Genomic DNA, 22,885 nt, shown 5'->3' on the forward strand with positions numbered 1-22,885 from the left:
GGGTCGGTGTAGCATTTCCGGAGCGCCAACCGTCCTTCGGACGAAGCGCCGGAGCATGATCCCGAAAAGTGGGAAACCGGTTTTCGGCAAAGATCAGGCTTCCAAAAAAAGTAAAACTGTCAGTGCATGGCCGCGTAGGAGTTCATCATGGCGCCCAGGGCAAGTTGGAAAGGTTACCTCAAGCTCAGCCTCGTCAGCTGTCCGGTCCGGCTTTATCCGGCCACCAGCGCGAGCGAGCGCATCTCGTTCAACCAGCTGCACAAGAAGACCCACAACCGCATCAACATGAAGCCGGTCGACCCCGAACTCGGCCTGGTCGAACGCTCGGACCTGGTCCGGGGCTACGAATATGAGGACAAGCAGTACATCATCATCGATGATGCCGATCTCGACGCGGTCCGGATCGAATCCAACCACACGATGAACATCGAGGCCTTCGTCGACGAGAATGAGGTCGACGTCATCTACCAGGACTCGCCCTATTACCTTGCCCCGGACGGCGCCATGGCCGAGGAGACCTTCGCGGTGCTGCGCGAAGCGATGCGCAGATCCGGCAAGCTGGCGATCGCCCGCCTGGTCCTTTCCAGCCGCGAGCGCGTGGTGACGATCGGCCCGCGCGAGAACGGCATGTTCGTCTGCACCTTGAGGAACCCCAACGAAGTGCGCGGCACGGCTGAATATTTCGGCAACATCCCGGCCGGCAAGCCGGATCCGGAAATGCTCGATCTCGCCCAGGCGCTGATCAAGCAGAAGGAAACTCATTTCGATCCGAAGAATTACGAGGATCGCTACGAAGTGGCGCTGATGGGGATGATCCGCGAGAAGCTCAAAGGCCACAAGCCGATCATCGCGGCGGCGCCCGAACGCGGCAATGTCATCAACCTGATGGATGCGCTGAAAGCGAGCCTGTCGCAGTCGGCCAAGCCGCCGGCCAAATCGAAGAGCAAGGCCGAGGAGGCGCCGGCCAAGCCCGCCAAGAAGGCGGCCGCCGGCGGCGGCGCGCCTGAGAACCCGCTGAAAGCGAACCTGTTGAAAGCCGTCGGCAAGAGCAAGAAGTGACGGGAGGGCCGGTGATCCTTCCCGGCGCCGTCTTCGGCGCCGTCGGCCCGCTGGCCGCGTTTCCGCTCAGGCTCGCCGCGCGCGAGGTCGAGCGCCGCCATGCCGAGTTGAGGCGCGGCGTCACCCGCCGCACCACCCACGTCGTGTTCGGCCGTACGCTGCTGGCCAAGGCGGCCACGGCAAGAACGGGCGATGGCGACATCGAGCGCCGCGTGCAGGCCGAGCGCGAAGCCGGGCGCGAATTGGTCAGCGAAAACGGCTTCCTGCGCTTGCTCGGCTTGTTGAAGGCGCCTCAGGCGTCGTCGCTGTCCCGGCAGTCGCTGATCGACCAGTCGCGGCTTGCCGCCAGCGATCTCGACATGCTGTCGCTGTTCGACGCCTTCGAACATGACGGCGAACCCTATTCCTTCCGCGACCTGATCCTGGCCAGAAAATATGCCGGGTTGATCGCCAGCGGCGCGACATGGGGCGCGATCGCGCGCTCGGTGCATCGCTCCGGTCCGGTCGCCTCGCTCACCGCCAAGTCGCTCAATCTCGGTTCGCAGCATGGCCGGCCGGACGCGATCTATCTCGACGAGGGCCGCAGCGAGCTCGACGGCCAGCTTCTCTTCGACCTCGGCTCACCGGAAGACGACACGCTCGAGGAGCTGTTCGCCGAGGCGGAAGCCGCGGAAGAGGAGGGGCGGCACGACGAGGCCGCAGCGCTCTACCAGCGCTGCATGGCGATCGATCCAAAAGATGCCATCGCCGCCTTCAACCGCGCCAACTGCCTGCGCGGCGTCGGCCGCGCAGCGGAAGCCGCGCATGATTATGCCCGCGCGATAAAGCTCGATCCCGGCTTCGTCGAAGCCTGGTTCAACCTCGCCGGCTTGGTGGGCGACGAAGGCAAGGTCGCGTCGGCGCGGCGGCACCTGCAGAAGGCGATGGCGCTCGACAAGGCCTATGCCGACCCGGTGTTCAACCTGGCCCGGCTTGAGTTCGACGCCGGCAATCTGGCCGAAGCCCGCCGGCTTTGGGCACGCTATCTGGAGCTCGACGCGGAGTCCGAATGGGCAAGACTGGCGCAGAAGGGGATCCAGTTCGTGGATTTGCACATGGCTGGCGAGCGAGATGTTCGCGCTTGAGACGGAGTGCGGCCTTGCCAGGAAGCCCGCCCGATGACCTACTTCCTCTTCGACGGCCCCGACTCCGCCCCTGTCACCGTCCTGCTCGCGCATGGCGCCGGTGCGGCGATGGACTCGGCCTCAATGGCCGTGACAGCGAAGGCTCTCGCCACCGCCGGTTTCCGCGTCGCGCGCTTCGAGTTCCACTACATGGCTGCGCGCCGTTTTGGCCATCGCAAGCCGCCGCCGCGCGCCGAGACGGTGAACCCGGAATATGTCAAGGCGATCGGCGATCTGCGCGCCAAAGGCTTGACCGGCAAGCTCATCATTGGCGGCAAGTCGATGGGCGGGCGCGTCGCCTCGATGGTCGCCGACGAGATGTTTGCCAAGGGCGAGATCGCTGGCCTGGTTTGTCTGGGCTACCCCTTCCATCCGCCGGGAAAGCCGGAGCAACTGCGGACAAAACATCTCACCGACCTGAAGACCCCGACGCTGATCTTCCAGGGCACGCGCGACGAGTTTGGCACCAGGGACGAGGTCGCGACCTACGGGCTGTCAGCGGCAATAGAGGTGGTCTGGCTGGAGGACGGCGACCACGATCTCAAGCCCCGCAAGGCGGTGTCGGGTTTTTCGGTGGCGGATCACCTGAAGACGGTGGCGGAGACGATAAAAGCTCGGATGGCGCCTCTCGCTTCGTCATCCTAGGGCGAAGCAAGGAGCGAAGCGACGCGGCGCAGACCCTAGTATGCCGTGACGCTAAGGCATTGCAACGGCTCAGAATCTTCCCCCGCAGAGTTCCACGGCGATGGTCACGGCATGAATCCTCGGGTCAAGCCCGAGGATGACGAATGAAGAGGCGTCTTCGGCAAATGAAACTCGCCACCTTCAACATCAACAACATCAACAGCCGGCTGGAAAACCTCTTGGCTTGGCTCGTCAAAGCCAAGCCCGACGTCGTCTGCCTGCAGGAACTGAAATCCCGCGACACGCAGTTTCCGCTGACCCGGCTGGCGAAGGCCGGTTATGGCGCGGTGTGGAAGGGCGAGCCGACTTGGAACGGCGTCGCCATCCTGGCTCGCGGCGCCGAGCCGGTGCTGACACGCGACGCGCTGCCCGGCGACGATGCCGACCGCCAGGCGCGCTACATCGAGGCGGCGGTCAACGGCATCGTGATTGCCTGCCTCTACGCGCCGAACGGCAATCCGCAGCCCGGGCCGAAATTCACCTACAAGCTCGCCTGGCACCAGCGCTTCGCGGCGCATGCGAACGAATTGTTCGACACCGGCCTGCCGGTGGTGCTTGCCGGCGACTTCAACATTGTGCCCGAGCCGCGCGACATCTACGCCACCCGCTCCTATGACGACAACGCGCTGGTGCAGCCTGAAAGCCGCGCCGCCTTTGCGGCGCTGATCGATCAGGGCTGGACGGATGCGCTGCGCAAGGTCTTTCCGAAGCAGGAGAAGCTCTACACGTTCTGGGACTACCGCCGGAACCGCTGGCCGCGCGACGCCGGCCTACGGCTCGACCACATTCTGTTGTCGAAGAAGCTGGCGCGGAAGCTGAAAGGAGCGGGCATCGATCGGGAGGTGCGTGGCGAGGAAAACGCCAGCGACCATGCGCCGGTGTGGGTGGAACTGGCGACCTGAGCTTCTAGACGGGAGAAGGGAAAGCCGGCGCTGTCCCGCCGGCATCTCTATGTTTTGATGCCAGCCTCTCGCAAATAATGTCTGTGCAGCAACGTCGGCTCGCGTTAGCTTTTGCAGGACTACGAGGGGGCGCGGACCTTATGCTTTTCAGCTTGAGTATTTTTCTCCAGCCAACGCTTCCCCGCCGTGGCTGACAACGCCCTCGTTCTCTTCATCTCCGTCCTTGTCATCGCCGGCGCCACTGCCCTCATGGCGCTCGCTTTGCGCTGGCGGCGCAAGCGCCGCAGAGCGCGCGGCAATCCCAATCCGACCGGCGACTATGCACCCCGCACTGCCTGGGGTCCGACATCCGGCAAGCTGAACTTCTCATCCTTCGTCTTCATGGATGTCGACGGCGACGGAACCTATGGTCAGGCCGACCGCCCGATGGCCGGCATCGTGGTGCGGCTGTTCGACCAGTCCGGCCGCTTCATCGTCGCGGCGCGAAGCAACGCTGCCGGTTTTGCCAATTTCCCGATGTCGTCGACGCGGCGCAGCGCCGTGATCCGCTCGCCTGGAACGTTTCGCTTTTCGGTCTCCGTGCCGCCCGGCTGGCGCGCCAGCGGCGCCAACGAGAACCAGCCTGTGCGCGTGACGGATGCGCCCGGCTCGCTTGTCGGTTTGGCCGGAGAGGGCCTGCCAAGGCCCGTCGGCCTTACCCCCGCGCGCATGGTGAGCGGCAGGACGCCGGCCGCGGCCACCGCAACCCTATCCGTGATGGGCAACGGCCAGCTGCTCGAAAGCCACCCGCTCGGCGCGGCCACCACCTTCCGCTTCCCGCTCGCCGCCGAGGCCGATCAGGTCGTGATCGCCGGCGGCGGGTTCGACCGGCGCCTCGCGCTGTCGGCCTATCCGGCCGACCTCGGCTTGCTTGCGTCCGGGGCGCTTGAGCCCGACGCGGCGCTCAGCACCATCGGCTTCGACGACATCACCACGCGCGGCCTGAGCAAGATTCCTTCCGGGTACGCCGGGCTCGACTGGTACAATCTCAACGCCATGTCGCGTGACCACACCAGGAACAGCGAAGGCTACGTCAACGGCAACGTCTCGGGCGCCTATATCGCCTATACCAGCAGCGGCCATCCGGCAGAGTTCGGCCGTGCGGCGCCTTTCGGCTTCCATTCGGTGATGCTGAGCGCCGCATGGCTGCGCTCGGAAGGGGAGAGCGCGCTGGTCGAAAGCTGGCTGGGGGACGAGTTGATCGCGCGCGACGAGGTCACGCTGTCGGCGCTGGCGCCGGTTCAATACGCGCCGATGCTGAAGGCGGTGACGCGCGTGCGTCTATCGACCAAACATCACTGGCAGATGGTGTTGGATGATCTCGTGCTGGCGCTCTGATGCATGTCGCCGAAGCGCGGCGGCTTACGAATGGGATATGTCAAAGACGAACTATGTCGCCCAGAGGATGCCGCAGCTTCGGGAGAAGAAGTGCATTAAAACAAGGAATTGCAGCGCGTTGCCTGAATTTCGGTGCAACGCGCTGTAATGGTCAGAAGGTGAGCGAAGTGGCGCCGTTGGCGGTGACTGCCGAAAGCCTGCCCTTCTTGACCAGCCTTGGTTTCTCATAGGTTTTCTTCATGGCCGGTTCTCCGAATTTCCTGGATCGCAAGAAGGAGCCAGGGTCGGCAGGCATCAACAGCAGATTGTCCGGCAGATCAGCTCGCCGGGCCGCCATTGGCAACAGTAGAAGGACCGCCGGCGACAATTGTCGAAAGCTTGCCTTTGCGGACCAACACAGGCTTCTCGTAAGTCTTCTTCATGATTGAACCCCCGTTAACCATTCGAACTGACAAGACGATAATCAGCCGCCTTGTCACGCAACAAGCCAGGATGACAGCTGGCCTCAAACATCAATGAAGCTGATCGAGCTGTCCCCGAATCAACCCGGGACCGGTGTCGAACCCGCGACGACCATCGAAAGCTTGCCTTTGCGGACCAACACAGGCTTCTCGTAAATCTTCTTCATGCTGTGGCTCTCCTGAAAATCCCGGGCGGATAATGTCATAAGAGCGTTTGCTGTCAACCAGCGCGGGTAGTCGAGCTTGTTATTCTTGGGGAGTGTGGCTTTCTGCTCACGGGCCGCTTGTTTATGGAGCGAAAGACATCACGCTTCGGTTCTGAGCATCGGGATATTGGCCGGCCGGCTGAGTAAAGCCGAAATTCGGCCGGCGGCGGGATTGAAGAAGTCACGCCGCGCCAAAGCACGTTTACCTTTCTTCGTGTGATCTCTTGCACTTAGCCCCGGCGAAAAGCTCGGCTAGAATGGCCGATGCGCCTTCCGCCAGTTGGAGTGGAGGCGCCTGGGGGATGCCGATGAAAAGATCGACCGACAGGCTGTTGGCGCTGGCGATGCTCGTCGTCGGCTTCGCTTGCTTCGCCAAGCTTTATTTGGCGCTGGGGGGCAAGCCCCCGGCCACGACGAGCGCCGGGATCTTCGGCGCGGCGGGCATGCTTTCGATTCTCGCCGGGCTTTCGTTCCTTGCCGGCCTGCTGCCGGGCGCGCCAAGGCATGAGCCTTCGGCGCCGCTGTTCGGCCGCGACGCTGCGACCGTGCCGGCCGGGCGTCCGCGGCTGCGCCGCATCGCGCTTGCCGTGCCGCTCATTGCCCTTGTCGTCATCCTCGCCGACCAGTTCGGCCGGTGGCGGGAAACAGGGGGCGATGCGGCCGCGCCGGCCAGGGAAGTCGCCTTCGCTCCGGCAGAGCCTGGGACCGAGCCGGCCTCCGCGCCTGTCGCGCCGGCGCCGACGACCGCATCGTCCGAGCCGGCGGCCGCTCCGCCGCAGCCCGCCGCACCGGCGCAGCCTGCAACCACGCCGGCCCGGCAGACCGCGCTGGCGCCGGCCACGCCGCCGCAGACGCTGGCGCCGCCTCGGCCACCGCCCCCAGCCCAGCCGACCGCGCCGGAAGGCCACGGCGATGCCGTCGTCTGGCTGGCGGTGTCGGCCGACGGCCACCAGATCATGAGCGCCAGCACCGATCGCATGATCAAGCTCTGGGATATCGACGGCAAGCGGCTGATCCGCGACCTCGGCGTCCACAAGGACATGGCGCGCAGCGCGCTCTTCATGCCCGACGGCAGAAGCGCGCTCACCGCCGGCGACGACGGCGAGATCGTGCTGCGCCAGCTTTCCGATGGCACAGTGCTGCATGTCTTCTCGTCCGGTGCGAACGGCGGCGTCCGGCAACTGAAGATCAGCCCCGACGGCAAGCTCGCCGTCAGCGGCCACGACACCGGTTCCGTCGTCGTCTGGGATTTGCAGAAAGGCACGGTGCTGCATGTCCTGCCGGGCCACGATTGGTCGGTGAGTTCCGTCGCCATCTCGCCAGATGGCGCCAGGGCGCTCACCGGCAGCATCGACGGCGAACTGAAGCTCTGGGACATCCTTGCGGGCAAGCAGCTGCGCAACTGGCACGGCCACGAGCGCGGCGCCTATGGCGCGCTCTTCCTGGCCGACGGCCACCATGCGGTGACCGGCAGCGGCGACTACACGATAAAACTCTGGGATCTCGACACCTTCAAGGAGGTCCGCCGCTTCGACGGCCACTCCGGCACCGTCTATGCGCTCGCCTTATCGGCCGACGGCAAACGGCTCGGCTCCGCCTCGCTCGACGGCACGGCGCGGATCTGGAATATGGATACGGGCGCCGAGATCGCCGAGTTCGACCCCGGCACCGGGCCGATCTACTCGGTCGCCTTCGCCGCCCACGGTACGTTTTTGACCGGCGGCATGGATCGCACCATCCGCGATTGGCCGGCGGCAGGCGGGGAGGGCAAGGTGCTGTTCGCCGGCGCGCCGGAGTAGCAAAGTAGGAGACTGGCGACAGCTTGGGCGACATCCAATCTCCCCCCTTTGCGGGGGAGATGCCCAACAGGGCAGAGGGGCAAGCGAAGGAATGTGGCCTGTCTGAAGAAAGCCTGTACAAGTATTGTCCAAGCAGCCATCGTCACCATGTGAGCAACACTGCCGAATCCATCTATTTTGTCCTGCAGGAGATCGATCCTGCGACCGGTTCGGCGGTCGCCGAAGCCCGAATTCGCGTCTCAGACCTGGAAGAGCTTCGCGCGGTTCTGGCGTGCGACAGTCCACAGCTATCCGGTTCATGGCATTTGGACCCGGACGACCTCGAGCGACTTGGCGCGATATGCATTCCACCCCGCGAGCTTGATCGAAGGCTCAACCGCATCGAGTCCTGGCATCCAATCCGTGAGGTCCCGTATCTCGTTCATACGAATTTCGAGCTGCCGCTGATGCTGGAAGGTCGCAAGCCGCTGGCAGTCTTCCATGACGCTTATCCGGCGGAATGGCTGTCGGAAACGTTGGCTCGCTTCGACCCGTTTGTGCGCTCGGGCCGGTTGGTGCGTCATGTCATCGATACTCCCTTTACCGAAGCCGAGCACGCCCGTTTCCCCGACTTCCAAGGGTGGCGGCGCGCCTTCTTCTCACTCCCCGGGGAGGAGTGGCGGATAGACGCGTTTCTGCTGTTATCGAAAGTGTTCGCCAAAACCGGCTGGAACGAATCTCTCGAGCGGATGGAGGGCTCGCTTCTCGGCTATGAAGATTGGCAGAACGACTGGTGGATCGAACGCAAGTCAAAACACCGAACTAGCACCTCTTCGATCGTCTGAATTGTCGGCAGGACAGCGCCCGCCTCTGGCTTGCCGGCCATCTCCCCGACCTTTGGGGAGATCAGCAGATCGGCTACGGGGCCCTCCCTGCAACGTCGGCGGTTTGGCAAAAGCTTGCGCGACATCCAAGCTCCCTCCTTGCGGGGGAGATGCCCGGCAGGGCAGAGGGGGGTGTGACGGATCGCGGCTTACGAATTTCGAGCCAACCTTCGCCGGACGCGTGATTGCTGACAAGAGGTTCGCCAAGCCATGAATATAGTCGAAGCCTCGATCGCCGACCTGCGCCGCTCGCTGGAAGACGGCACAGTCACAAGCGTCGAGCTCACCGGCGCGTACCTGCGGCGCATCGCCCATTACGACCGCCACGGCATAGCGCTGAACGCCGTGCCCATCCTCAATCCAAAGGTGTTCGAGGAGGCGGCAGCTTCCGACCGCCGACGCCGCGCGGGCAAAACGCTTGGGCCGCTCGACGGCATCCCCTACACCGCCAAGGACAGCTACAAGGTGAAAGGCCTGACGGTCGCGGCCGGCTCGCCGGCCTTCGAGCATCTGATCGCTAGCGAGGACGCCTTCACGATCTCCCGGCTGCGCGCCGCGGGCGCGGTGCTCATCGGCCTCACCAACATGCCGCCGATGGCCAATGGCGGCATGCAGCGCGGCGCCTATGGTCGCGCCGAGAGCCCGTACAACAAGGATTATCTCACCGCCGCCTTCGCCTCCGGCTCGTCGAACGGCTCGGGGACGGCGACGACCGCGTCCTTCGCCGCCTTCGGGCTCGGCGAAGAAACCTGGTCGTCCGGCCGCGCGCCCGCCTCCAACAACGCGCTGGTCGCCTACACGCCGTCGCGCGGGGTGATCTCGGTACGCGGCAACTGGCCGCTGGTGCCGACCATGGATGTGGTGGTGCCGCATACGCGGAGCGTGCCGGACATGCTGGAGCTGCTCGACGTCATCGTCGCCGACGATCATGACACGCGCGGCGACTTCTGGCGCGTGCAGCCCTGGGTTTCGATCCCGAAGGCATCAGCGCTGAGGCCGACGAGCTATACCGGACTTCCCCTGCAAGGCGCGCTTGAGGGCAAGCGGCTCGGCGTGCCGAAAATGTATATCGGCAAGGATCTCGGCGCCGGCCGGCCGATCGAGACGCGCGCCTCGGTGCTGGAGCTCTGGCGGCAGGCCGCGCATGACCTGCAGGCACTCGGGGCCGAGGTGGTCGAGGTCGATTTCCCCGTCGTATCGAACTATGAGCGCGACCGTCCGGGCGCGCGCTCCATGGTTGATCGCGGCCTGGTGCCGGAGGAATTTGCAAACCGCGAGATCTGGGACCTGTCAATCTGGTCGTGGGACGATTTCCTGCGCGCCAATGCTGATCCCGCGATTCCCGATCTCGCCTCGGTTGATGGCCCGAAAATCTTCCCGCAGCCGCCGGGCACGCTGCCCGACCGCTATGGCGACGACGGCTTCGACCTGGCGGACTATGTCGAGCGGGCGAAGGACGGGGTGAGCCCGCTCGAGGCCATTCCCACCATGGAGGACGGGCTGAAGGGGCTGGAAGAGACGCGCCGCATCGACTTCGAGAACTGGCTCGACGCCAACCGCCTCGACGCCGTGGTGCTGCCGGCCGTCGCCGATGTCGGCCCGGCCGATGCGGATGTCAACGAGGCCTCCGCCGATCTTGCCTGGCGCAACGGCACCTGGGTCGCCAACGGCAATCTGGTCTGGCGGCATCTCGGCATCCCGACGGTGACGGTGCCGATGGGCACCATGGCCGACATCGGCATGCCGGTCGGCTTGACCTTCGCCGGCAAGGCCTATGACGACGTGGCGCTGCTGACGATGGCCGGCGGCTACGAGCGCGCCACCCAGCGCCGCACCGTCCCGCCACGCACGCCGCCGCTGGCCGATGATGTGTTTGAACGGAGCGAGGGCACATTGGGCCGCCCCAGCGAAGCGCTGCTTATGCTGGCCCTCACCGCCGAGACAATCCATGCCGGCGACACGGACGAGATCGCGATCGCGCTGGAGATCGACGCGGGCGAGGCCGGGCCGGATGCAGCCGTGAAAGTCCACGTCAACGGCGAACCGGTCGCCATGCAGGGAAGCGCCAACCGCCACACCGGCCGGGCCGTCGTGCCGGCTGCGACGCATCAGGGCTTCCACAGCGTCTGGCGCCGCGCCTACGGCTCGATCGTCACGGCGATCGTGAGGCTGCCGGATCGGCGAGTTGGCGGGGCTTATGTTGTGACCGGCGGGATTGGGTAGGGCGCTTATCTTCTCCCCTTGTGGGAGAAAGAGGATCGGCGGGTAGCGCCGAGACGGATGAGGGTGCTGGAAGAAGATTGAGCGCTCCGGCAGCGGTGCCGTGCCTGTAGGAGGCCGGCGTCCTTAATCTCAAACTAACCAGCGGAACAATAGAATACATCCATGAATTGGTGGATCGGACTTTGCTGGTCGGCTGGGACCCTTTGCTTTGCGGCGCTCGACTATCGGGCCCGGAAATCGGCCGGCAGGCGACATTCAGACTGGCTCTGGCGCCTGGCCATGTACTTTGCGGTGGGCGGCGGCCTTTTCGCGGCCATGGGATATGCGCCCATCGTCCTTTACCGCTTGGGTGAGTCCATCGTCGGTTTATACAATCATCCACCTGCACCGAAGATGCTGCTGGCTTTCGCAACTACTGCGGTCTGCGTGGTTCTGGCCCTGGAAATTCTTAAGGTAGCCGTTAGAACAATGCGCGAAGCCGGCAGTTCGCTGCCGGGTCGCCACTCAATGAATCCTGCCTGGCGGATCGCTATTGCTCTCGTGTTGTTCGCCATAGCCGTGGGCCTCCTTGCTGGCAGCGTCTATGTTCTGAGGAACCGCTAGCAGAAAGCTCTAGCTCGTACGGCCTGAACCCAAGCTCTGGCAAGCGGCGCCGAACTGTCGATCTGCCACAAGGGCGTGGACCACGCTCGTCCCCGTGCTTGACCCACCCCCCACCTCCGCTATCTTCGCGCCCATGCCAGACACCGCTCCCTCGGCCGCCGCTCCGCTGATCGTCATCGACCTCCAGACCGGCATGTTCGACGGCCGTTTCGATCCGCCGATCCATGATGCCGACGTCATTGCCGAGCGCGCGCGAAAATTGTTCGATTGGGCGCGCAAAACCGGCCGCAAGGTGGCCTTCGTGCGTCATGACGGGCCGGCGGGGGATCCGCTGGCACCGGGCGCTTCCGGCTGGCCGGTATGGCCGCAGCTCGGCCAGGCGGCCGGCGAACCGACCTTCGGCAAGAGCGTCGGCAATGCCTTCTCCAACGCCGATCTCGGGCAGTGGGTCGCGGGGCAGGGCGTTCGCGACGTGGTGCTCATCGGCGCCCAGAGCGATTTCTGCGTTGCCGCCACGGTGAAAGGCGCTCTTGCCCAGGGCCTCGGCGTCACCGTCGTTTCGGATGCGCATTCGACGCTCGATTCCGAGGAGGAGAAAGCGCCCGACATCATCGTCCGGCACAACAAAGCCTTCGCCGAGCAGGGCGCGCGGCTGACGACGACCGCGGCGCTGATTGGGGGCTGAGGGCTTGGCTCCTCCTTCTTCCTTGTGGGAAGAACGTGTCGCCGAAGGCGACGGATGAGAAGGGAAAACCAACCAAGGAGCGCTCATGCCAATTCCCTCCCTGCCTGCCGAAGGTGGCTGCCGCTGCGGCCGCGTGCGCCTCAGGATCTCCGCCAAGCCGCTGCTCACCATGGCCTGCCATTGCACCGGCTGCCAGAAGATGTCGTCGAGCGCTTATTCGCTGAGCGCCGCCATTCCCGCGGATGGCTTCGAGATCACCAAGGGCGAGCCGGTGATCGGCGGCCTGCGCGGCGCTTCGAAGCACTATTTCTGCGGCTACTGCATGAGCTGGATGTTCACCCGGCCGGAGGGGCTCGACTGGTTCGTCAACCTGCGCCCGACCATGCTGGACGACCCCGCCTGGTTCACGCCTTTCGTCGAGACCTGGACCAGCGAGAAGCTGCCCTGGGCCGAGACGCCCGCCCTGCACAGCTACGCGGCCTTGCCGGCCTTCGAGGAATATGACGGGCTGGTCGCGGAATACGCCAAGTCCCAGGCCTGATGGCCAAAAACAAAACGGCGACCCGGGTCAGATCGCCGTTCAGTACAAGGTCGACGCGGCCGTTGGGGGCGACATTGTTGGGGATGTGCTTGGGCGTCCGCGTCGACCAAGGCGGCCTCGTACCGCAGCCTGGACTATGGCATGTTTTTCTCGTGCCGAAACTTCCGCGATAGCGGAATAGGCAGGCGACAGGGACTTCCCCACCGCCGCTTGGAATTAAGGTTAACGGCGGCGCAGGCGATCGGGCGCGCGATCTGCCAACCGCGGGTGACAGAGAACTTCGGCGAAACACTTTCTATCCCGATCCGCATTGACCTCTGCCTGCCGAGGGACGACGACTGATGCATCATTGCTGATGGATTGCATCTTGCCCCGCTTTCTCAACGCGAAAATCGCCGACGGCTCCCTGGCCGACCTCACCGTCGCCGGCGGCCGCTTCAGCGCCATCACGCCCGCCGCCAATGCCGCCGGCACGCCGCCAGGCGCCGTCGACCTCGCCGGCCAGCTCGTGCTGCCGGCCTTCGTCGAGGGCCACATCCATCTCGACACCTCCTTCTATGGCGATGTCTGGCGCCCGCACATTCCCTGCACCAACGGCTTCGACGTGCGCGAGCGGGTCGCCTTCCAGATGCGGAACCTCGAGCAGGCCGCGCCGATGGAAGAGCGCGCGAAAAACCAGCTCGAGCTTTGCGTCGGCAATGGCAGCCTTGCGATGCGCAGCCATGTCATGGTCGACGCCGCGGTCGGGCTGAAACATGTCGAGACGATCCTTGCCGTGCGCGGAAAATATCGCGAGCTGATCGACATCCAGCTCGTCGCCTTCCCGCAAAGCGGCATCCAGTCGTCGCCCGGCACCGCCGAGCTTCTGGACGAGGCTTTGAAGCTCGGCTGTGATCTGATCGGCGGGCTCGACCCGGCAAGCTTTGACCGCGATGTGAAGGGCCATCTCGACGTCGTCTTCGGCCTTGCCGAAAAACATGGCGCCGGAATCGATATCCACCTGCATGACGGCGGCACCCTCGGCCTGTTCGAGATCGAGGAGATCGCCGCGCGGAGCACGGCACTGGGCATGCAAGGCAAAGTCGCCGTCAGCCACGCCTATGCGCTGGGCGACATTTCCGCCGACGCGCTGGCCAAAGCCGGCGAGCTGCTCGCCGCCTCCGGCGTCGCCATCATGACCAACGCGCCCGGCAACCATCCTTTCCCGCCGGTGGCGGCATTGCGCAAGGCGGGCGTCACGGTCTTTGCCGGCTCCGACAACATCCGCGATTCCTGGTGGCCTTACGGCGATGGCGACATGCTGAACCGCGCCAACATGATCGGCTACCGCTCCGGCTTCTACGAGGATTGCCAGCTGGAAGCAGCCTACGACGTGGTGAGCCATGCCGGCGCCAGGGCGCTGGGGCTCGAAGGCTATGGCATCGCCGTCGGGGCCAAGGCCGATTTCGTCGCGCTCAGGGCCGAGCATGTGCCGGAAGCGGTGGTGGCGGTGCCGAAGGAGCGAACCGTGTATCGCGCAGGCAGGGAAGTGGTCAAGGACGGGAAGGTGGTTGATCGGGCCGGCCTCACCGGCCTGCCATCCACCGGCCTGCGATCTGCTTGACAGTCCGATAGCCGTACCGCATTTTTCCGGCGAGGCAGGGGAGATTTCGCCATGAAAAAAGAATATTCGAAGCCGACGCTCGTCCGCAAAGGCCGGCTCTCGGCGCAGACCGCGCAGCAACTTCCTTCCGGTAGTACGGACTAACGCCTGACGCCTATCTTGGCGAGCAAGGCAGTCAGCAATTGTGCGCCCGTCATAGCCGGCAGCGCCGCCTGTTGGCGCTCGCCACTAATGCCGCGGCGTCGAAACCCAATTTAATTCGCACACAAATGTTTCAGGCCGCTCCGGCTTCGTGAAGCATTTCACCGTCTGCGCGCAATCGCCTGGTTACAGACGCACCTCAAAAGCGGCGCCCGGAGGGCGGCCGCCAGTTCTGCCGCTGCTTTGTGGAGGTTGCGATGTTTAAGAGCCTTAACCGAATCCGCGCCGCGTTCGCGCAGGCGAGAAGGCGCCGCAGAACGACGCGCGAGCTGAACGAACTGCCGCCGGAGATCCGCAAGGACATCGGATGGCCCGATACGGCCCGGGACGACGAGATTCGATTGCCGTTCTAATGCATGTTGCCCAAAGTGCGGAGCGGTTTGGGGATAAGGGCATGCGTCAGCAAAGCCTCGGCTTGCGGTGACGTGATGCCGGCAGCACGGGACGACGAACGCGCCGTCCCTGCTGCCTGGCCAGGCCGTCAGCCGGCGGGCTTGTAGGCCCCGGCAGCCTTGTTGGCGACCGCGAGCACCGCCTTCATGTCGAGTTCTTCGAGGACGACCAGCTCGCTCAACGAGCCGCTCGCGCGCACGGCAAGGGCCATGCCCATCCCGGCGACCTGATCCGGCACCTCGCCATTGACGACGACGTCGTAAATGCCGCGCGTGAACATGACGCTGCTCATCCTGCCGCCGACGCTTTCAAAGAGCGCCTGGATTGCAGCTTCGCGGTTCGATCCCTGCATCAGCCCTTTGGCGGCATGGGGTTCGTAACTTGCCAGTATGGTGACCTTCATGGCTATCTCCTCCAAATATCATTGCCTCAGGCTGCCCAATGGTTTGAGCAGCCGAGGTGCTTGTTGTTTCAGTGACATTTGACCTGGTCACGGACCGCCCGGGCACCATGGCCAACAGGCGGTTCAGCCGGAGCACGGCTTCGGCTTGCGACAATATGCGCCTATTCTAATATTACGACAATCCCGCGATGAGCGGACCGCCGTCGTGTCAGATATCTCCGTCAGGATATGTGGGCCAAATGTCGTCAGAGCGATGCGCCATGGCCGTTTTGTGTATTCACGCGACGGACGTGGCCTGATAATAGGTCAACGAAGCTGACCTAAATGCTAAAACCCTGAACGAAGCACTGCGGGAGGTGCGCTTTGACCCTGTTGAACCTTCTGGCCTCGCGCTCCTCGCGCATGAAGGCCTCGGAAATCCGCGAGCTCCTGAAGCTGCTCGATCAGCCCGACATCATCTCGTTCGCCGGCGGTATTCCCGATGCCTCGCTGTTTCCGGCCGAGGCCATCGGCGACGCCTATCAGGCCGTGCTCGGCGGCGCGGAAGCGGGGGCCGCGCTGCAATACCAGGTCAGCGAAGGTTTTCTGCCGCTGCGCAAATGGCTGGCCGGCTATATGGGCGGACTCGGCATCCGATGCGACGAGGGCAACATCTTCATCACCTCCGGCTCGCAGCAGGCGCTCGATTATCTCGGCAAGCTGTTTCTGTCGCCCGGCGACACCGCGCTGGTCACCTGGCCGACCTATCTCGGCGCGCTGCAAGCCTTCAACGCCTACGAGCCGCGTTACGACCGGCTGAACACCGCCGGCGGCAACATGACGCCGGACGCCTATCGCGCGGCCGCCGCGGCTAACGGCGGCAAAGTGAAATTCGCCTATCTGGTGCCGGATTTCGCCAACCCGACCGGCAACACGCTGGATAGCAAGCAGCGCGAGGCGGTGCTCGACCTCGCCGGCGAGCTCGACATCGCCGTCATCGAGGACGCCGCCTACCGGGCGCTGCGCTATGACGGCGAGGCGGTGCCCGCGATCCTGGCGCTGGATTGCGCCCGCTCGGGCGGCATCGACAATGCCCGCACGCTCTATTGCGGCTCCTTCTCCAAGATCCTGTCCCCAGGCATGCGCGTCGGCTGGGTCTGCGCCCCGCGCCATGTGGTGGAAAAGCTGGTGCTGATGAAACAGGCCTCCGATCTGCACAGCCCGTCGATCAACCAGATGGTCATGCATCGCGTTGCCGAGACCATCTCCGACGCCCAGGTGGAGAAGCTGATCGGTGCCTATCGCCGTCGCCGCGACGCGCTGCTCGGCGCGCTCGAGGAAAACATGCCGGACGGCATTTCCTGGAGCCGGCCGGAAGGCGGCATGTTCGTCTGGCTGACGCTGCCCGAAGGCACTGACGCCACCGCGTTGCTGGCGCGTTCGGTGCAGGAGGCGCGCGTCGCCTTCGTGCCGGGCAACGCCTTTTACGCCGACGGCACCGGCCGCAACACGCTGCGCATGTCCTTCACGCTGGCCGACGACCGCGCGGTGGGCGAGGGCGTGCCGCGATTGGCGAAGCTGCTCAGATAGCCGCTCTTCCCTCAAAGAGAGATCGACAGCCGGCTATCACCTCCTTCTCGCGCAGGCGTGATTGGTATGTGCGCAGCCGTGATTATAGCCACGCCGATTCTTCGGCTAGGGTCGCGGCCGATCCAACACCCCCTGGATCGGCAGGCAGCGAAGTCCCACCTTCAAGGCCTCAACGAAAGAGCCCCGACGGCTTCCACCGGCGGGGCTTTTTTGTGTCGGCGATCCGGTGCGAATCGAAACCGCCCTACTTGTTGCAGTTCTGCATGTTCGAGGTCGTATTGCCGCTGGCCGTGTTGTTGTCGGTATCGTTGGCGCCCGTATCCTTGCAGCGATCCTGCATGCCGGCCGGCTGGTTCGTCGAATTCGTGGAATTCATGGAATTCGTGGTGGTCGTATCCGTGCCAGGGGTTGTCGGCGTGGTGACCGTGGCACCGCCCGTCGCACTGCCCGAGGCGCCGCCAGTCGTGCCCGAGACGCCGCCCGAAACGCTGCCGCTGGCGTCGCCGCTTGCACCGGCTGTCTGAGCCATGGCGCCCGAGGTCGCGAGCGCCAGGGTAAGAACGGAAGCTGCGAGAATCTTCTTCATCATCAGGAAATCTCCATTGGTTTGCATCGTTGACTAAGTTTCCAACGGAGCTTTCCAGGGGATGTTCCGGCTGAAAAAATTCGTGAAGAACCGCATAGCTCTGTTATTCTGGCCTGACAGCGAGATCGGGTGGCGGCACTTTTAGGAAGGGCCGGCAAGGACAAATCGGGTCGCCCGCGTTGGCGAGAGGGGGATAGTATGGACTCGCCGCCGCGCGTGACACTGCTCGTCGGCAGTGCTCCGGAACTCCTCCTTGTGGGGGAATCGGCAGCTCCGGCGCCTGCCGGCCGTCACGCAAAGTTGCTCGGCTCCGGCGCGCCTTTCGGATAGACTTTGGGCAATCCAAGTAGAAGGAGTGAAGCCATGACTTCGCGCCTCAGCCTGATTGGACTTGCCTTTGCTGCCTTCGCCACCCAGGCATCCGCCTTCGAGATCTCCAGCCCATCGGTTTCCAACGACAAGTGGGACGCAAAATATCTCGGCGACAAGCCCGGATGCGGCGGCAAGAGCGTCTCGATCGGGCTTGCTTGGAAGGATCCGCCGGCGGGCACCAGGAGCTACGCGCTCACCATGTTCGATCCCGATGCCAACGACGGCAAGGGGTTCTGGCATTGGCTTGCCTGGAACATCCCGGCAAGCGCCAAGGGCCTCGCCGAAGGCGCCGGCTCCAAAGGCGGCAAGCGCCTGCCGAAGGGCACGGTGTCCGGCACGGGCGGCGTCGGTCGCGCCGGCTATTTCGGCCCATGTCCGCCGCCCGGCAGCGGCACGCACCACTATGTCTTCACGCTCTATGCGCTGAGTGAGGCAAAGCTGCGCACGCCGGAAAATCCGTCGCCCGAAATGGTGTCGGTCGCGGCGAAGAGCCAGGCGCTGGCGGAGGCCAGTGTGACGTATACCTACGGGAGGTAGCTGATCTTCCCCCTTGAGGGCCCTCGAGGGGGAGATGTCGCCGAAGGCGACAGAGGGGGTCGGCGCGCATTATGCGCCAACTTGCCCTCTTATGGTTCGTCGGGCGTCGGCGCTCCAGGCGCATCGACCCGCTTTGGCCTGCCGGCCATCTCCCACGCAAGGCGGGGAGATCAGCAGCTCACTCCGCCGCTTGCAACCTGTCCTGCGTCTTCGTCTCGAAATCGCTGGCGTCGTGGCGCTCGTGCAACTGATAGGCCGGATCGCCGGAGATGCGGTTGACCATGCGGCCGCGCCTTACCGCCGGCCTGGCGTCGATCGCGTCGGCCCAGCGCTGCACGTGCTTGTATTCATGCACGGCGAGGAACTGCGCGGCATCGTTGTAGCTGCGGCCTTTGGCGAGCCCGCCATACCAGGGCCAGACCGCCATGTCGGCGATGGTGTAATCCGGCCCGGCGAGATACTCGCTTTCGGCCAGCCGCCGATCCAGCACGTCCATCTGCCGCTTGGTTTCCATGGCGAAGCGGTCGATGGCGTATTCGATCTTTTCCGGCGCATAGGCGTAGAAATGCCCGAAGCCGCCGCCGAGATAGGGCGCCGAGCCCATCTGCCAGAACAGCCACGAGAAGGTTTCGGCCCGCGCTGCACGCTCCGTCGGCACAAACTCGCCGAATTTTTCCGCCAGATAGGTGAGGATCGAGCCCGACTCGAACACGCGCACCGGCTTCGGCTCGCTGCGGTCCATCAGCGCCGGGATCTTGGAGTTCGGGTTGACCTCGACGAAGCCCGAGCCGAACTGGTCGCCGTCATTGATGCGGATCAGCCAGGCGTCGTATTCGGCGCCCTTGTGGCCGCGCGCCAGCAACTCCTCCAGCATGATCGTCACCTTCTGGCCGTTGGGCGTGGCCAGCGAATAGAGCTGCAGCGGATGCTTGCCGACAGGCAATTCCTTCTCATGCGTCGGCCCGGCGACTGGCCGATTGATGGAGGCGAAGGTGCCGCCATTCGGCTTGTTCCAGGTCCAGACTTTCGGCGGGTTGTACTGGTTCATCTCGGGAGGCCTTGTTGCTGGTGGGCGGATGCGGGGTTCGTTGGCGCAAGATTTAGGTGCGGTTGCGCGGGCGTCAAAGAAAAAAGTTCAAATTTCGTTGAACTAATGCTTGGGCCAGCAGCGCCCCGCCTTCTCCGTCAGGGACAGATGCCCTTGCACCGCGTCCCTTTGGCCATACTTATAGAAAAAGACCCGCAATTCAGGATCGACGATGACCATCGAAAAAATCTCGCGCTCCGTCGTGGCCGTGCGCGCCACGGTTCCGGACGACGCCTTTACCGCCAATGCGCTGGGCACGCGCCGCGAGGGCAGCGGCGTGGTGATCCGCGACAACGGGCTGGTTCTCACTATCGGCTATCTCATCACCGAGGCCGAGGAGGTCTGGCTGACCGACCAGGACGGCCGCGTGGTTGCGGCGCATGCGCTGGCCTATGACCAGGAGACCGGCTTCGGCCTGGTGCAGGCGCTGGCGCCGCTCGGGCTGCCGGCAGTCAAGTTCGGCAATGCCAGGAAGGCCAATATCGGCGACGCCGTGACGCTTGCCGACGGCATCGGCCAGCAGGTCGACGCCCACATCGTCACCAAGCAGGAATTCGCCGGCTATTGGGAATATCTCATCGACGAGGCGATCTTCACCGCGCCGGCGCATCCGTCGTGGGGTGGTGCTGCGCTGTTCGACCGTGACGGCAAGCTGCTCGGCGTCGGCTCGCTGCGCCTGCAGATGAGCCGCGCCGGCGAGGTCGCCGACATCAACATGATCGTGCCGATCGACCTTCTGACGCCGATCCTCGACGATCTGGTCAAGCGCGGCCAGGTCGGCAAGCCGCCGCGCCCGTGGCTCGGCGCCTTCTCGGCGGAGTCGAACGGCATGGTGGTGGTGATGAGCGTCGCCGAAGGTGGTCCCGCGGCAAAGGCTGGCCTTCGCCAAGGCGACATCATCTCCGACGTGCGCGACGGCGAGGTTGACGGTCTCGCCGACTTCTATCGAAAACTCTGGCAGAACCCGGCCGGCGCGGAAATTCCGTTGCGCGTCGTGCGCGACGGCCGTGAGACCTGGCTTCGCGTAAAATCGGCCGACCGCAACTCCTTCCTCAAGAAGCCGCAGCTGCAGTAACGTGCATCCAAGGCTGCTGAAGACCTTTCTCGCGGTCGCGCGCACACGCAACGTCACGCGCGCGGCGGGCGAGCTCAATCTCGCGCAGTCGAGCGTCAGCGACCAGATCCAGTCGCTCGAGGCCGAGCTGGGCGCGACGCTGTTGACACGGTCGCGGCAAGGGCTGGACCTGACCCCGGCCGGCGAGGCGCTGCAAGCTTACGCCGAGGAATTGCTGGCGCTCGCCGACGACGCCCGGGCCGCCATCGATGCCACCAAGGCCGAGACGGCCGGCAGCCTGTCGATCGGCGCGCTCGAGACGATCGCTTCGGCAAAACTTCCCGGCTGGCTCGCCGATTTCCAGGCCGTTCATCCCGACATCGACATCAGGCTGAAAATCGCAGGCAGCGGCGAGTTGAGCCGCAGGCTGGGAGAGGGCGGGATCGACGTCGCCTTCTGCTTCGACAGACCGGGCGCCAGCGAGCCCGACGAGCGCTTCGCCAGGCGCCCCGTCGCGGCCGAGCCACTGGTGCTGATCGCGCCGCCGGGCGAGAACCGGGCGGATGTCGATCTGGGGGAGCTTGCCGAAAAGCGCTTCGTCGCCACCGAAACCGGATGCGTCTACCGCGCCATGGTCGACACGGCCTTCACCGAGGCGGGCCTCGGCGGACCGAAGCTCGCGGCCGAGGCTGGCAGCATTGACGCCATCGCCGGCCTGGTGGCGGCCGGCGCCGGCTTCGGCCTTGTGCCGCGGCTGGCGGTCGCCGCGGCGCTCGATCGCGGCGAGGTGGCCGAAATCGCATGGCCGGGCCCGATCCGCTCGTTCCCTTCGTAAAGCCGTTGCCCATCAGGAAGCGGATCGCGTCCGCAATGTCTTCCGGCCGTCCGACCCGTCCCGCCGGCAGGCGCTTCGCCATCGCGGCAAGCGTCTCGTCCTTCGCATCGCCGGCAACGAATTGCCAGATCGGCGTGTCGACCCAGCCGGGCGAGACGGCATTGACGCGGATCGGCGCCAGCTCGATGGCCAAGGCCCGCACCAGCCCTTCGAGCCCGGCGTTGACGGCCGCGACCACCGAGCCGCGCGCGGCCGGGCGGTAGGCGGCAATGCCGGAGACGAAGGTGAGCGAACCATTGGCCGAAAGTTTCGGCGCGCCATGCTTGGCCAACAGCAGCGGCCCGTAGAACTTGCTGTCGACAACTTTTTGCGCCGCCGAAAGCTCGATCTCGGGCAAAAGCCGGTAGGCGCCTTCGATATCGGCCGCCGTGCTGACGATATGCTCGAGCCGGCCGACGCGCGCGAACAGCGCCGCGACCTCGGCCTCGCGGCTGATGTCTGCCACCGCCGTTTCCAGCGCGGCCGGGCAGCCGAGCTCATCGCGCGCGGCGTTCAGCCTCGCTGCATTGCGCCCGGCGATGATGACGCCGGAGCCTTCGGCGAGGCAGCGCCTGGCAAGCGCCAGCCCCATGCCCGAACTGCCGCCGACGATCAGGATTTTTGTCTCGTCCATGTCCATGCCTTTCCTTTGCATGGACGGTGATGTGGCAGGCCGGCCGGCGGAGCGGAAACGGAAGAAACCGATAGTGTTATCGGAGAGTCCGATGGTTGGCTGGCGCGGCTTTGATAATTCAACCAGGCAGGGCAGGGGGGCGCGAAGAAACGCGGCCTTAAATTCCCACGACTATAAGCTAAGGCGGCGGCGTCTCGACAGGGCTGGCGGGGCAGCGCGCCCTCTGGTCTGCCGGCCGTCTCCCCAACAAAGGGGAAGATCGGAGCCTCGGCTCAGGCAAGAAGGAACACCGATGGCCCCCATCAAGGTCGACCCGAGCAAGGTCCACGAGTTCTCGGACGCTGAAAGCTTCTACGCCTGGCTCAGCCAAAACCACGCCGGCGAAAGCGAGGTCTGGATCAAGATCCACAAGGTTGGCTCTGGCCTTCCTTCGATCACTCCGAAGGAAGCGATCGACGTCGTGCTCTGCTTCGGCTGGATCGATGCGGTGCGCAAGTCGCTCGACGAGAAGAGCTTTCTGCAGCGCTACACGCCGCGCGGCAGGAAGAGCATCTGGAGCAGGATCAACGTCGACAACGTCGCGCGCTTGATCGAAGACGGCCGCATGACGGAGCATGGCCTGGGCGAAGTCGAGGCGGCCAAAGCCGATGGCCGCTGGGACCGCGCCTATGGCGGCTCGAAAGAGATGACAATTCCGCCCGACCTGCAGGCCGCGATCGATGCCGAACCGAAGGGCAAAGCGATGCTGGCAAAGCTTTCGGCGCAGAACCGTTTCGCGCTCGCCTTCCGCGTCCACAACATGAAGACCGAGGCGGGGCGCAAGAAGAAGATCGAGACCTTCGTCGAAATGCTGAAGCGCGGCGAGACGATCTATCCGCAGAAGAAGTAGGGCACGATCCGGACCGGACGACCGCGCCAGCGACCCGGTAAGCAAAAACGCCGCCTTTGAGGGACGGCGTTTCCGGGAAGCGATGATCCCGAACCCTGTTGAAGCGGTCCGGGATCA

The 22,885-nt window shown here is 64.8% G+C and carries 23 protein-coding genes and 1 pseudogene; 18 read left to right on the plus strand and 6 right to left on the minus strand.

Annotated features, from left to right (window positions below; translation table 11 throughout):
- Window positions 1-147 precede the first annotated feature (147 nt).
- The 5 genes from A9K66_RS08965 to A9K66_RS08985 all read left to right on the plus strand — a co-directional run bounded on the left by A9K66_RS08965 (window position 148) and on the right by A9K66_RS08985 (window position 5,185).
- A complete protein-coding gene (locus A9K66_RS08965) occupies window positions 148-1,059 on the plus strand; it encodes a Ku protein (RefSeq protein ID WP_067322505.1) in 912 nt (303 codons plus the stop codon).
- A gap of 11 nt (window positions 1,060-1,070) precedes the next feature.
- Window positions 1,071-2,183, plus strand: coding sequence for a tetratricopeptide repeat protein (locus tag A9K66_RS08970; RefSeq protein ID WP_156751043.1), 1,113 nt, complete (start codon window positions 1,071-1,073; stop codon window positions 2,181-2,183).
- Window positions 2,184-2,216: 33 nt separating this feature from the next.
- On the plus strand, window positions 2,217-2,867 hold the full coding sequence (locus A9K66_RS08975) for an alpha/beta family hydrolase (RefSeq protein WP_067322510.1): 651 nt from the start codon (window positions 2,217-2,219) through the stop codon (window positions 2,865-2,867).
- 164 nt (window positions 2,868-3,031) lie between these two features.
- The gene (gene xth, locus A9K66_RS08980; RefSeq protein WP_067322653.1) at window positions 3,032-3,808 is read left to right on the plus strand and encodes an exodeoxyribonuclease III; all 777 of its coding nucleotides are present in this window, start codon (window positions 3,032-3,034) and stop codon (window positions 3,806-3,808) included.
- Window positions 3,809-3,994: 186 nt separating this feature from the next.
- Window positions 3,995-5,185 (plus strand): hypothetical protein, encoded by a 1,191-nt coding sequence (locus tag A9K66_RS08985; protein ID WP_067322513.1) that lies wholly within the window; start codon window positions 3,995-3,997, stop codon window positions 5,183-5,185.
- Window positions 5,186-5,336: 151 nt separating this feature from the next.
- Here A9K66_RS08985 and A9K66_RS30730 read toward each other — a convergent pair whose 3' ends face one another.
- Together A9K66_RS30730 and A9K66_RS30195 are read right to left on the minus strand one after the other, a co-directional pair.
- Window positions 5,337-5,426 carry a lasso RiPP family leader peptide-containing protein gene (locus A9K66_RS30730; protein ID WP_164746769.1) on the minus strand — a complete coding sequence of 30 codons (90 nt, stop codon included), beginning with the start codon at window positions 5,424-5,426 and terminating at the stop codon, window positions 5,337-5,339.
- Window positions 5,427-5,502: 76 nt separating this feature from the next.
- A complete protein-coding gene (locus A9K66_RS30195; RefSeq protein WP_156751045.1) occupies window positions 5,503-5,607 on the minus strand; it encodes a putative RiPP precursor in 105 nt (34 codons plus the stop codon).
- Between the two features lie 553 nt (window positions 5,608-6,160).
- Here A9K66_RS30195 and A9K66_RS08995 point away from each other — a divergent pair.
- The 8 genes from A9K66_RS08995 (at window position 6,161) to A9K66_RS29330 (ending at window position 14,723) form a co-directional block, all read left to right on the plus strand.
- The gene (locus A9K66_RS08995; protein WP_067322656.1) at window positions 6,161-7,651 is read left to right on the plus strand and encodes a WD40 repeat domain-containing protein; all 1,491 of its coding nucleotides are present in this window, start codon (window positions 6,161-6,163) and stop codon (window positions 7,649-7,651) included.
- Between the two features lie 23 nt (window positions 7,652-7,674).
- Window positions 7,675-8,475, plus strand: coding sequence for a hypothetical protein (locus A9K66_RS09000; RefSeq protein ID WP_245307468.1), 801 nt, complete (start codon window positions 7,675-7,677; stop codon window positions 8,473-8,475).
- Window positions 8,476-8,724: 249 nt separating this feature from the next.
- Complete coding sequence (locus A9K66_RS09005; RefSeq protein WP_067322521.1) at window positions 8,725-10,737, plus strand: amidase; 2,013 nt, start codon at window positions 8,725-8,727, stop codon at window positions 10,735-10,737.
- A 162-nt stretch (window positions 10,738-10,899) separates the two neighbouring features.
- Entirely contained in the window at window positions 10,900-11,340 is a 441-nt protein-coding gene (locus A9K66_RS09010; RefSeq protein ID WP_127325577.1) for a hypothetical protein, read from the plus strand.
- 133 nt (window positions 11,341-11,473) lie between these two features.
- The gene (locus A9K66_RS09015) at window positions 11,474-12,025 is read left to right on the plus strand and encodes an isochorismatase family protein (RefSeq protein WP_067322527.1); all 552 of its coding nucleotides are present in this window, start codon (window positions 11,474-11,476) and stop codon (window positions 12,023-12,025) included.
- An 85-nt stretch (window positions 12,026-12,110) separates the two neighbouring features.
- Window positions 12,111-12,566 carry a GFA family protein gene (locus tag A9K66_RS09020; protein ID WP_067322530.1) on the plus strand — a complete coding sequence of 152 codons (456 nt, stop codon included), beginning with the start codon at window positions 12,111-12,113 and terminating at the stop codon, window positions 12,564-12,566.
- A 355-nt stretch (window positions 12,567-12,921) separates the two neighbouring features.
- Window positions 12,922-14,169, plus strand: coding sequence for an amidohydrolase family protein (locus tag A9K66_RS09025; protein WP_067322532.1), 1,248 nt, complete (start codon window positions 12,922-12,924; stop codon window positions 14,167-14,169).
- A 398-nt stretch (window positions 14,170-14,567) separates the two neighbouring features.
- Window positions 14,568-14,723 carry a DUF1127 domain-containing protein gene (locus A9K66_RS29330; RefSeq protein ID WP_082953795.1) on the plus strand — a complete coding sequence of 52 codons (156 nt, stop codon included), beginning with the start codon at window positions 14,568-14,570 and terminating at the stop codon, window positions 14,721-14,723.
- Window positions 14,724-14,851: 128 nt separating this feature from the next.
- On the opposite strand, the gene A9K66_RS09030 is transcribed toward A9K66_RS29330, so the two are convergent.
- Entirely contained in the window at window positions 14,852-15,166 is a 315-nt protein-coding gene (locus A9K66_RS09030; RefSeq protein WP_067322535.1) for a GYD domain-containing protein, read from the minus strand.
- A 402-nt stretch (window positions 15,167-15,568) separates the two neighbouring features.
- On the opposite strand from A9K66_RS09030, the gene A9K66_RS09035 reads away from it, so the two are divergent.
- The gene (locus A9K66_RS09035; RefSeq protein ID WP_067322659.1) at window positions 15,569-16,735 is read left to right on the plus strand and encodes a PLP-dependent aminotransferase family protein; all 1,167 of its coding nucleotides are present in this window, start codon (window positions 15,569-15,571) and stop codon (window positions 16,733-16,735) included.
- A 244-nt stretch (window positions 16,736-16,979) separates the two neighbouring features.
- Here the strand turns inward: A9K66_RS09035 and A9K66_RS09040 are convergent, their stop codons facing one another.
- On the minus strand, window positions 16,980-17,324 hold the full coding sequence (locus A9K66_RS09040; protein WP_067322538.1) for a hypothetical protein: 345 nt from the start codon (window positions 17,322-17,324) through the stop codon (window positions 16,980-16,982).
- Between the two features lie 360 nt (window positions 17,325-17,684).
- Between A9K66_RS09040 and A9K66_RS09045 the strand changes: the two genes are divergently transcribed.
- Window positions 17,685-18,230, plus strand: coding sequence for a YbhB/YbcL family Raf kinase inhibitor-like protein (locus A9K66_RS09045; RefSeq protein ID WP_067322541.1), 546 nt, complete (start codon window positions 17,685-17,687; stop codon window positions 18,228-18,230).
- A gap of 178 nt (window positions 18,231-18,408) precedes the next feature.
- Here the strand turns inward: A9K66_RS09045 and yghU are convergent, their stop codons facing one another.
- Window positions 18,409-19,278, minus strand: a complete 870-nt coding sequence (yghU, locus tag A9K66_RS09050; protein WP_067322543.1) for a glutathione-dependent disulfide-bond oxidoreductase — start codon at window positions 19,276-19,278, stop codon at window positions 18,409-18,411.
- A 211-nt stretch (window positions 19,279-19,489) separates the two neighbouring features.
- Here yghU and A9K66_RS09055 point away from each other — a divergent pair, with 211 nt between their 5' ends.
- Together A9K66_RS09055 and A9K66_RS09060 are read left to right on the plus strand one after the other, a co-directional pair.
- On the plus strand, window positions 19,490-20,392 hold the full coding sequence (locus A9K66_RS09055) for a S1C family serine protease (protein WP_067322546.1): 903 nt from the start codon (window positions 19,490-19,492) through the stop codon (window positions 20,390-20,392).
- A 1-nt stretch (window position 20,393) separates the two neighbouring features.
- Window positions 20,394-21,206, plus strand: coding sequence for a LysR family transcriptional regulator (locus tag A9K66_RS09060; RefSeq protein WP_067322549.1), 813 nt, complete (start codon window positions 20,394-20,396; stop codon window positions 21,204-21,206).
- Here A9K66_RS09060 and A9K66_RS31120 read toward each other — a convergent pair.
- Window positions 21,190-21,885: pseudogene (locus A9K66_RS31120) on the minus strand (SDR family oxidoreductase); the annotation flags it as partial. The gene A9K66_RS09060 and the pseudogene A9K66_RS31120 overlap by 17 nt on opposite strands.
- A 286-nt stretch (window positions 21,886-22,171) precedes the next feature.
- Here A9K66_RS31120 and A9K66_RS09075 point away from each other — a divergent pair.
- Entirely contained in the window at window positions 22,172-22,768 is a 597-nt protein-coding gene (locus A9K66_RS09075) for a YdeI/OmpD-associated family protein (protein WP_067322557.1), read from the plus strand.
- Window positions 22,769-22,885: the final 117 nt, after the last annotated feature.

The sequence above is a fragment of the Mesorhizobium sp. AA23 genome (assembly GCF_001672435.1).
Classification (GTDB): Bacteria; Pseudomonadota; Alphaproteobacteria; order Rhizobiales; family Rhizobiaceae; genus Mesorhizobium.

Bases quoted from the DNA above. Each gene is read 5' to 3' on its own strand.
- A9K66_RS08965 (WP_067322505.1), top strand. From the start codon at position 148: ATGGCGCCCAGGGCAAGTTGGAAAGGTTACCTCAAGCTCAGCCTCGTC.
- A9K66_RS08975 (WP_067322510.1), top strand. From the start codon at position 2,217: ATGACCTACTTCCTCTTCGACGGCCCCGACTCCGCCCCTGTCACCGTC.
- xth (WP_067322653.1), top strand. From the start codon at position 3,032: ATGAAACTCGCCACCTTCAACATCAACAACATCAACAGCCGGCTGGAA.
- A9K66_RS30730 (WP_164746769.1), bottom strand. From the start codon at position 5,426: ATGAAGAAAACCTATGAGAAACCAAGGCTGGTCAAGAAGGGCAGGCTT.
- A9K66_RS30195 (WP_156751045.1), bottom strand. From the start codon at position 5,607: ATGAAGAAGACTTACGAGAAGCCTGTGTTGGTCCGCAAAGGCAAGCTT.
- A9K66_RS08995 (WP_067322656.1), top strand. From the start codon at position 6,161: ATGAAAAGATCGACCGACAGGCTGTTGGCGCTGGCGATGCTCGTCGTC.
- A9K66_RS09005 (WP_067322521.1), top strand. From the start codon at position 8,725: ATGAATATAGTCGAAGCCTCGATCGCCGACCTGCGCCGCTCGCTGGAA.
- A9K66_RS09010 (WP_127325577.1), top strand. From the start codon at position 10,900: ATGAATTGGTGGATCGGACTTTGCTGGTCGGCTGGGACCCTTTGCTTT.
- A9K66_RS09015 (WP_067322527.1), top strand. From the start codon at position 11,474: ATGCCAGACACCGCTCCCTCGGCCGCCGCTCCGCTGATCGTCATCGAC.
- A9K66_RS09020 (WP_067322530.1), top strand. From the start codon at position 12,111: ATGCCAATTCCCTCCCTGCCTGCCGAAGGTGGCTGCCGCTGCGGCCGC.
- A9K66_RS09025 (WP_067322532.1), top strand. From the start codon at position 12,922: ATGGATTGCATCTTGCCCCGCTTTCTCAACGCGAAAATCGCCGACGGC.
- A9K66_RS29330 (WP_082953795.1), top strand. From the start codon at position 14,568: ATGTTTAAGAGCCTTAACCGAATCCGCGCCGCGTTCGCGCAGGCGAGA.
- A9K66_RS09030 (WP_067322535.1), bottom strand. From the start codon at position 15,166: ATGAAGGTCACCATACTGGCAAGTTACGAACCCCATGCCGCCAAAGGG.
- A9K66_RS09035 (WP_067322659.1), top strand. From the start codon at position 15,569: ATGAAGGCCTCGGAAATCCGCGAGCTCCTGAAGCTGCTCGATCAGCCC.
- A9K66_RS09040 (WP_067322538.1), bottom strand. From the start codon at position 17,324: ATGATGAAGAAGATTCTCGCAGCTTCCGTTCTTACCCTGGCGCTCGCG.
- A9K66_RS09045 (WP_067322541.1), top strand. From the start codon at position 17,685: ATGACTTCGCGCCTCAGCCTGATTGGACTTGCCTTTGCTGCCTTCGCC.
- yghU (WP_067322543.1), bottom strand. From the start codon at position 19,278: ATGAACCAGTACAACCCGCCGAAAGTCTGGACCTGGAACAAGCCGAAT.
- A9K66_RS09055 (WP_067322546.1), top strand. From the start codon at position 19,490: ATGACCATCGAAAAAATCTCGCGCTCCGTCGTGGCCGTGCGCGCCACG.
- A9K66_RS09075 (WP_067322557.1), top strand. From the start codon at position 22,172: ATGGCCCCCATCAAGGTCGACCCGAGCAAGGTCCACGAGTTCTCGGAC.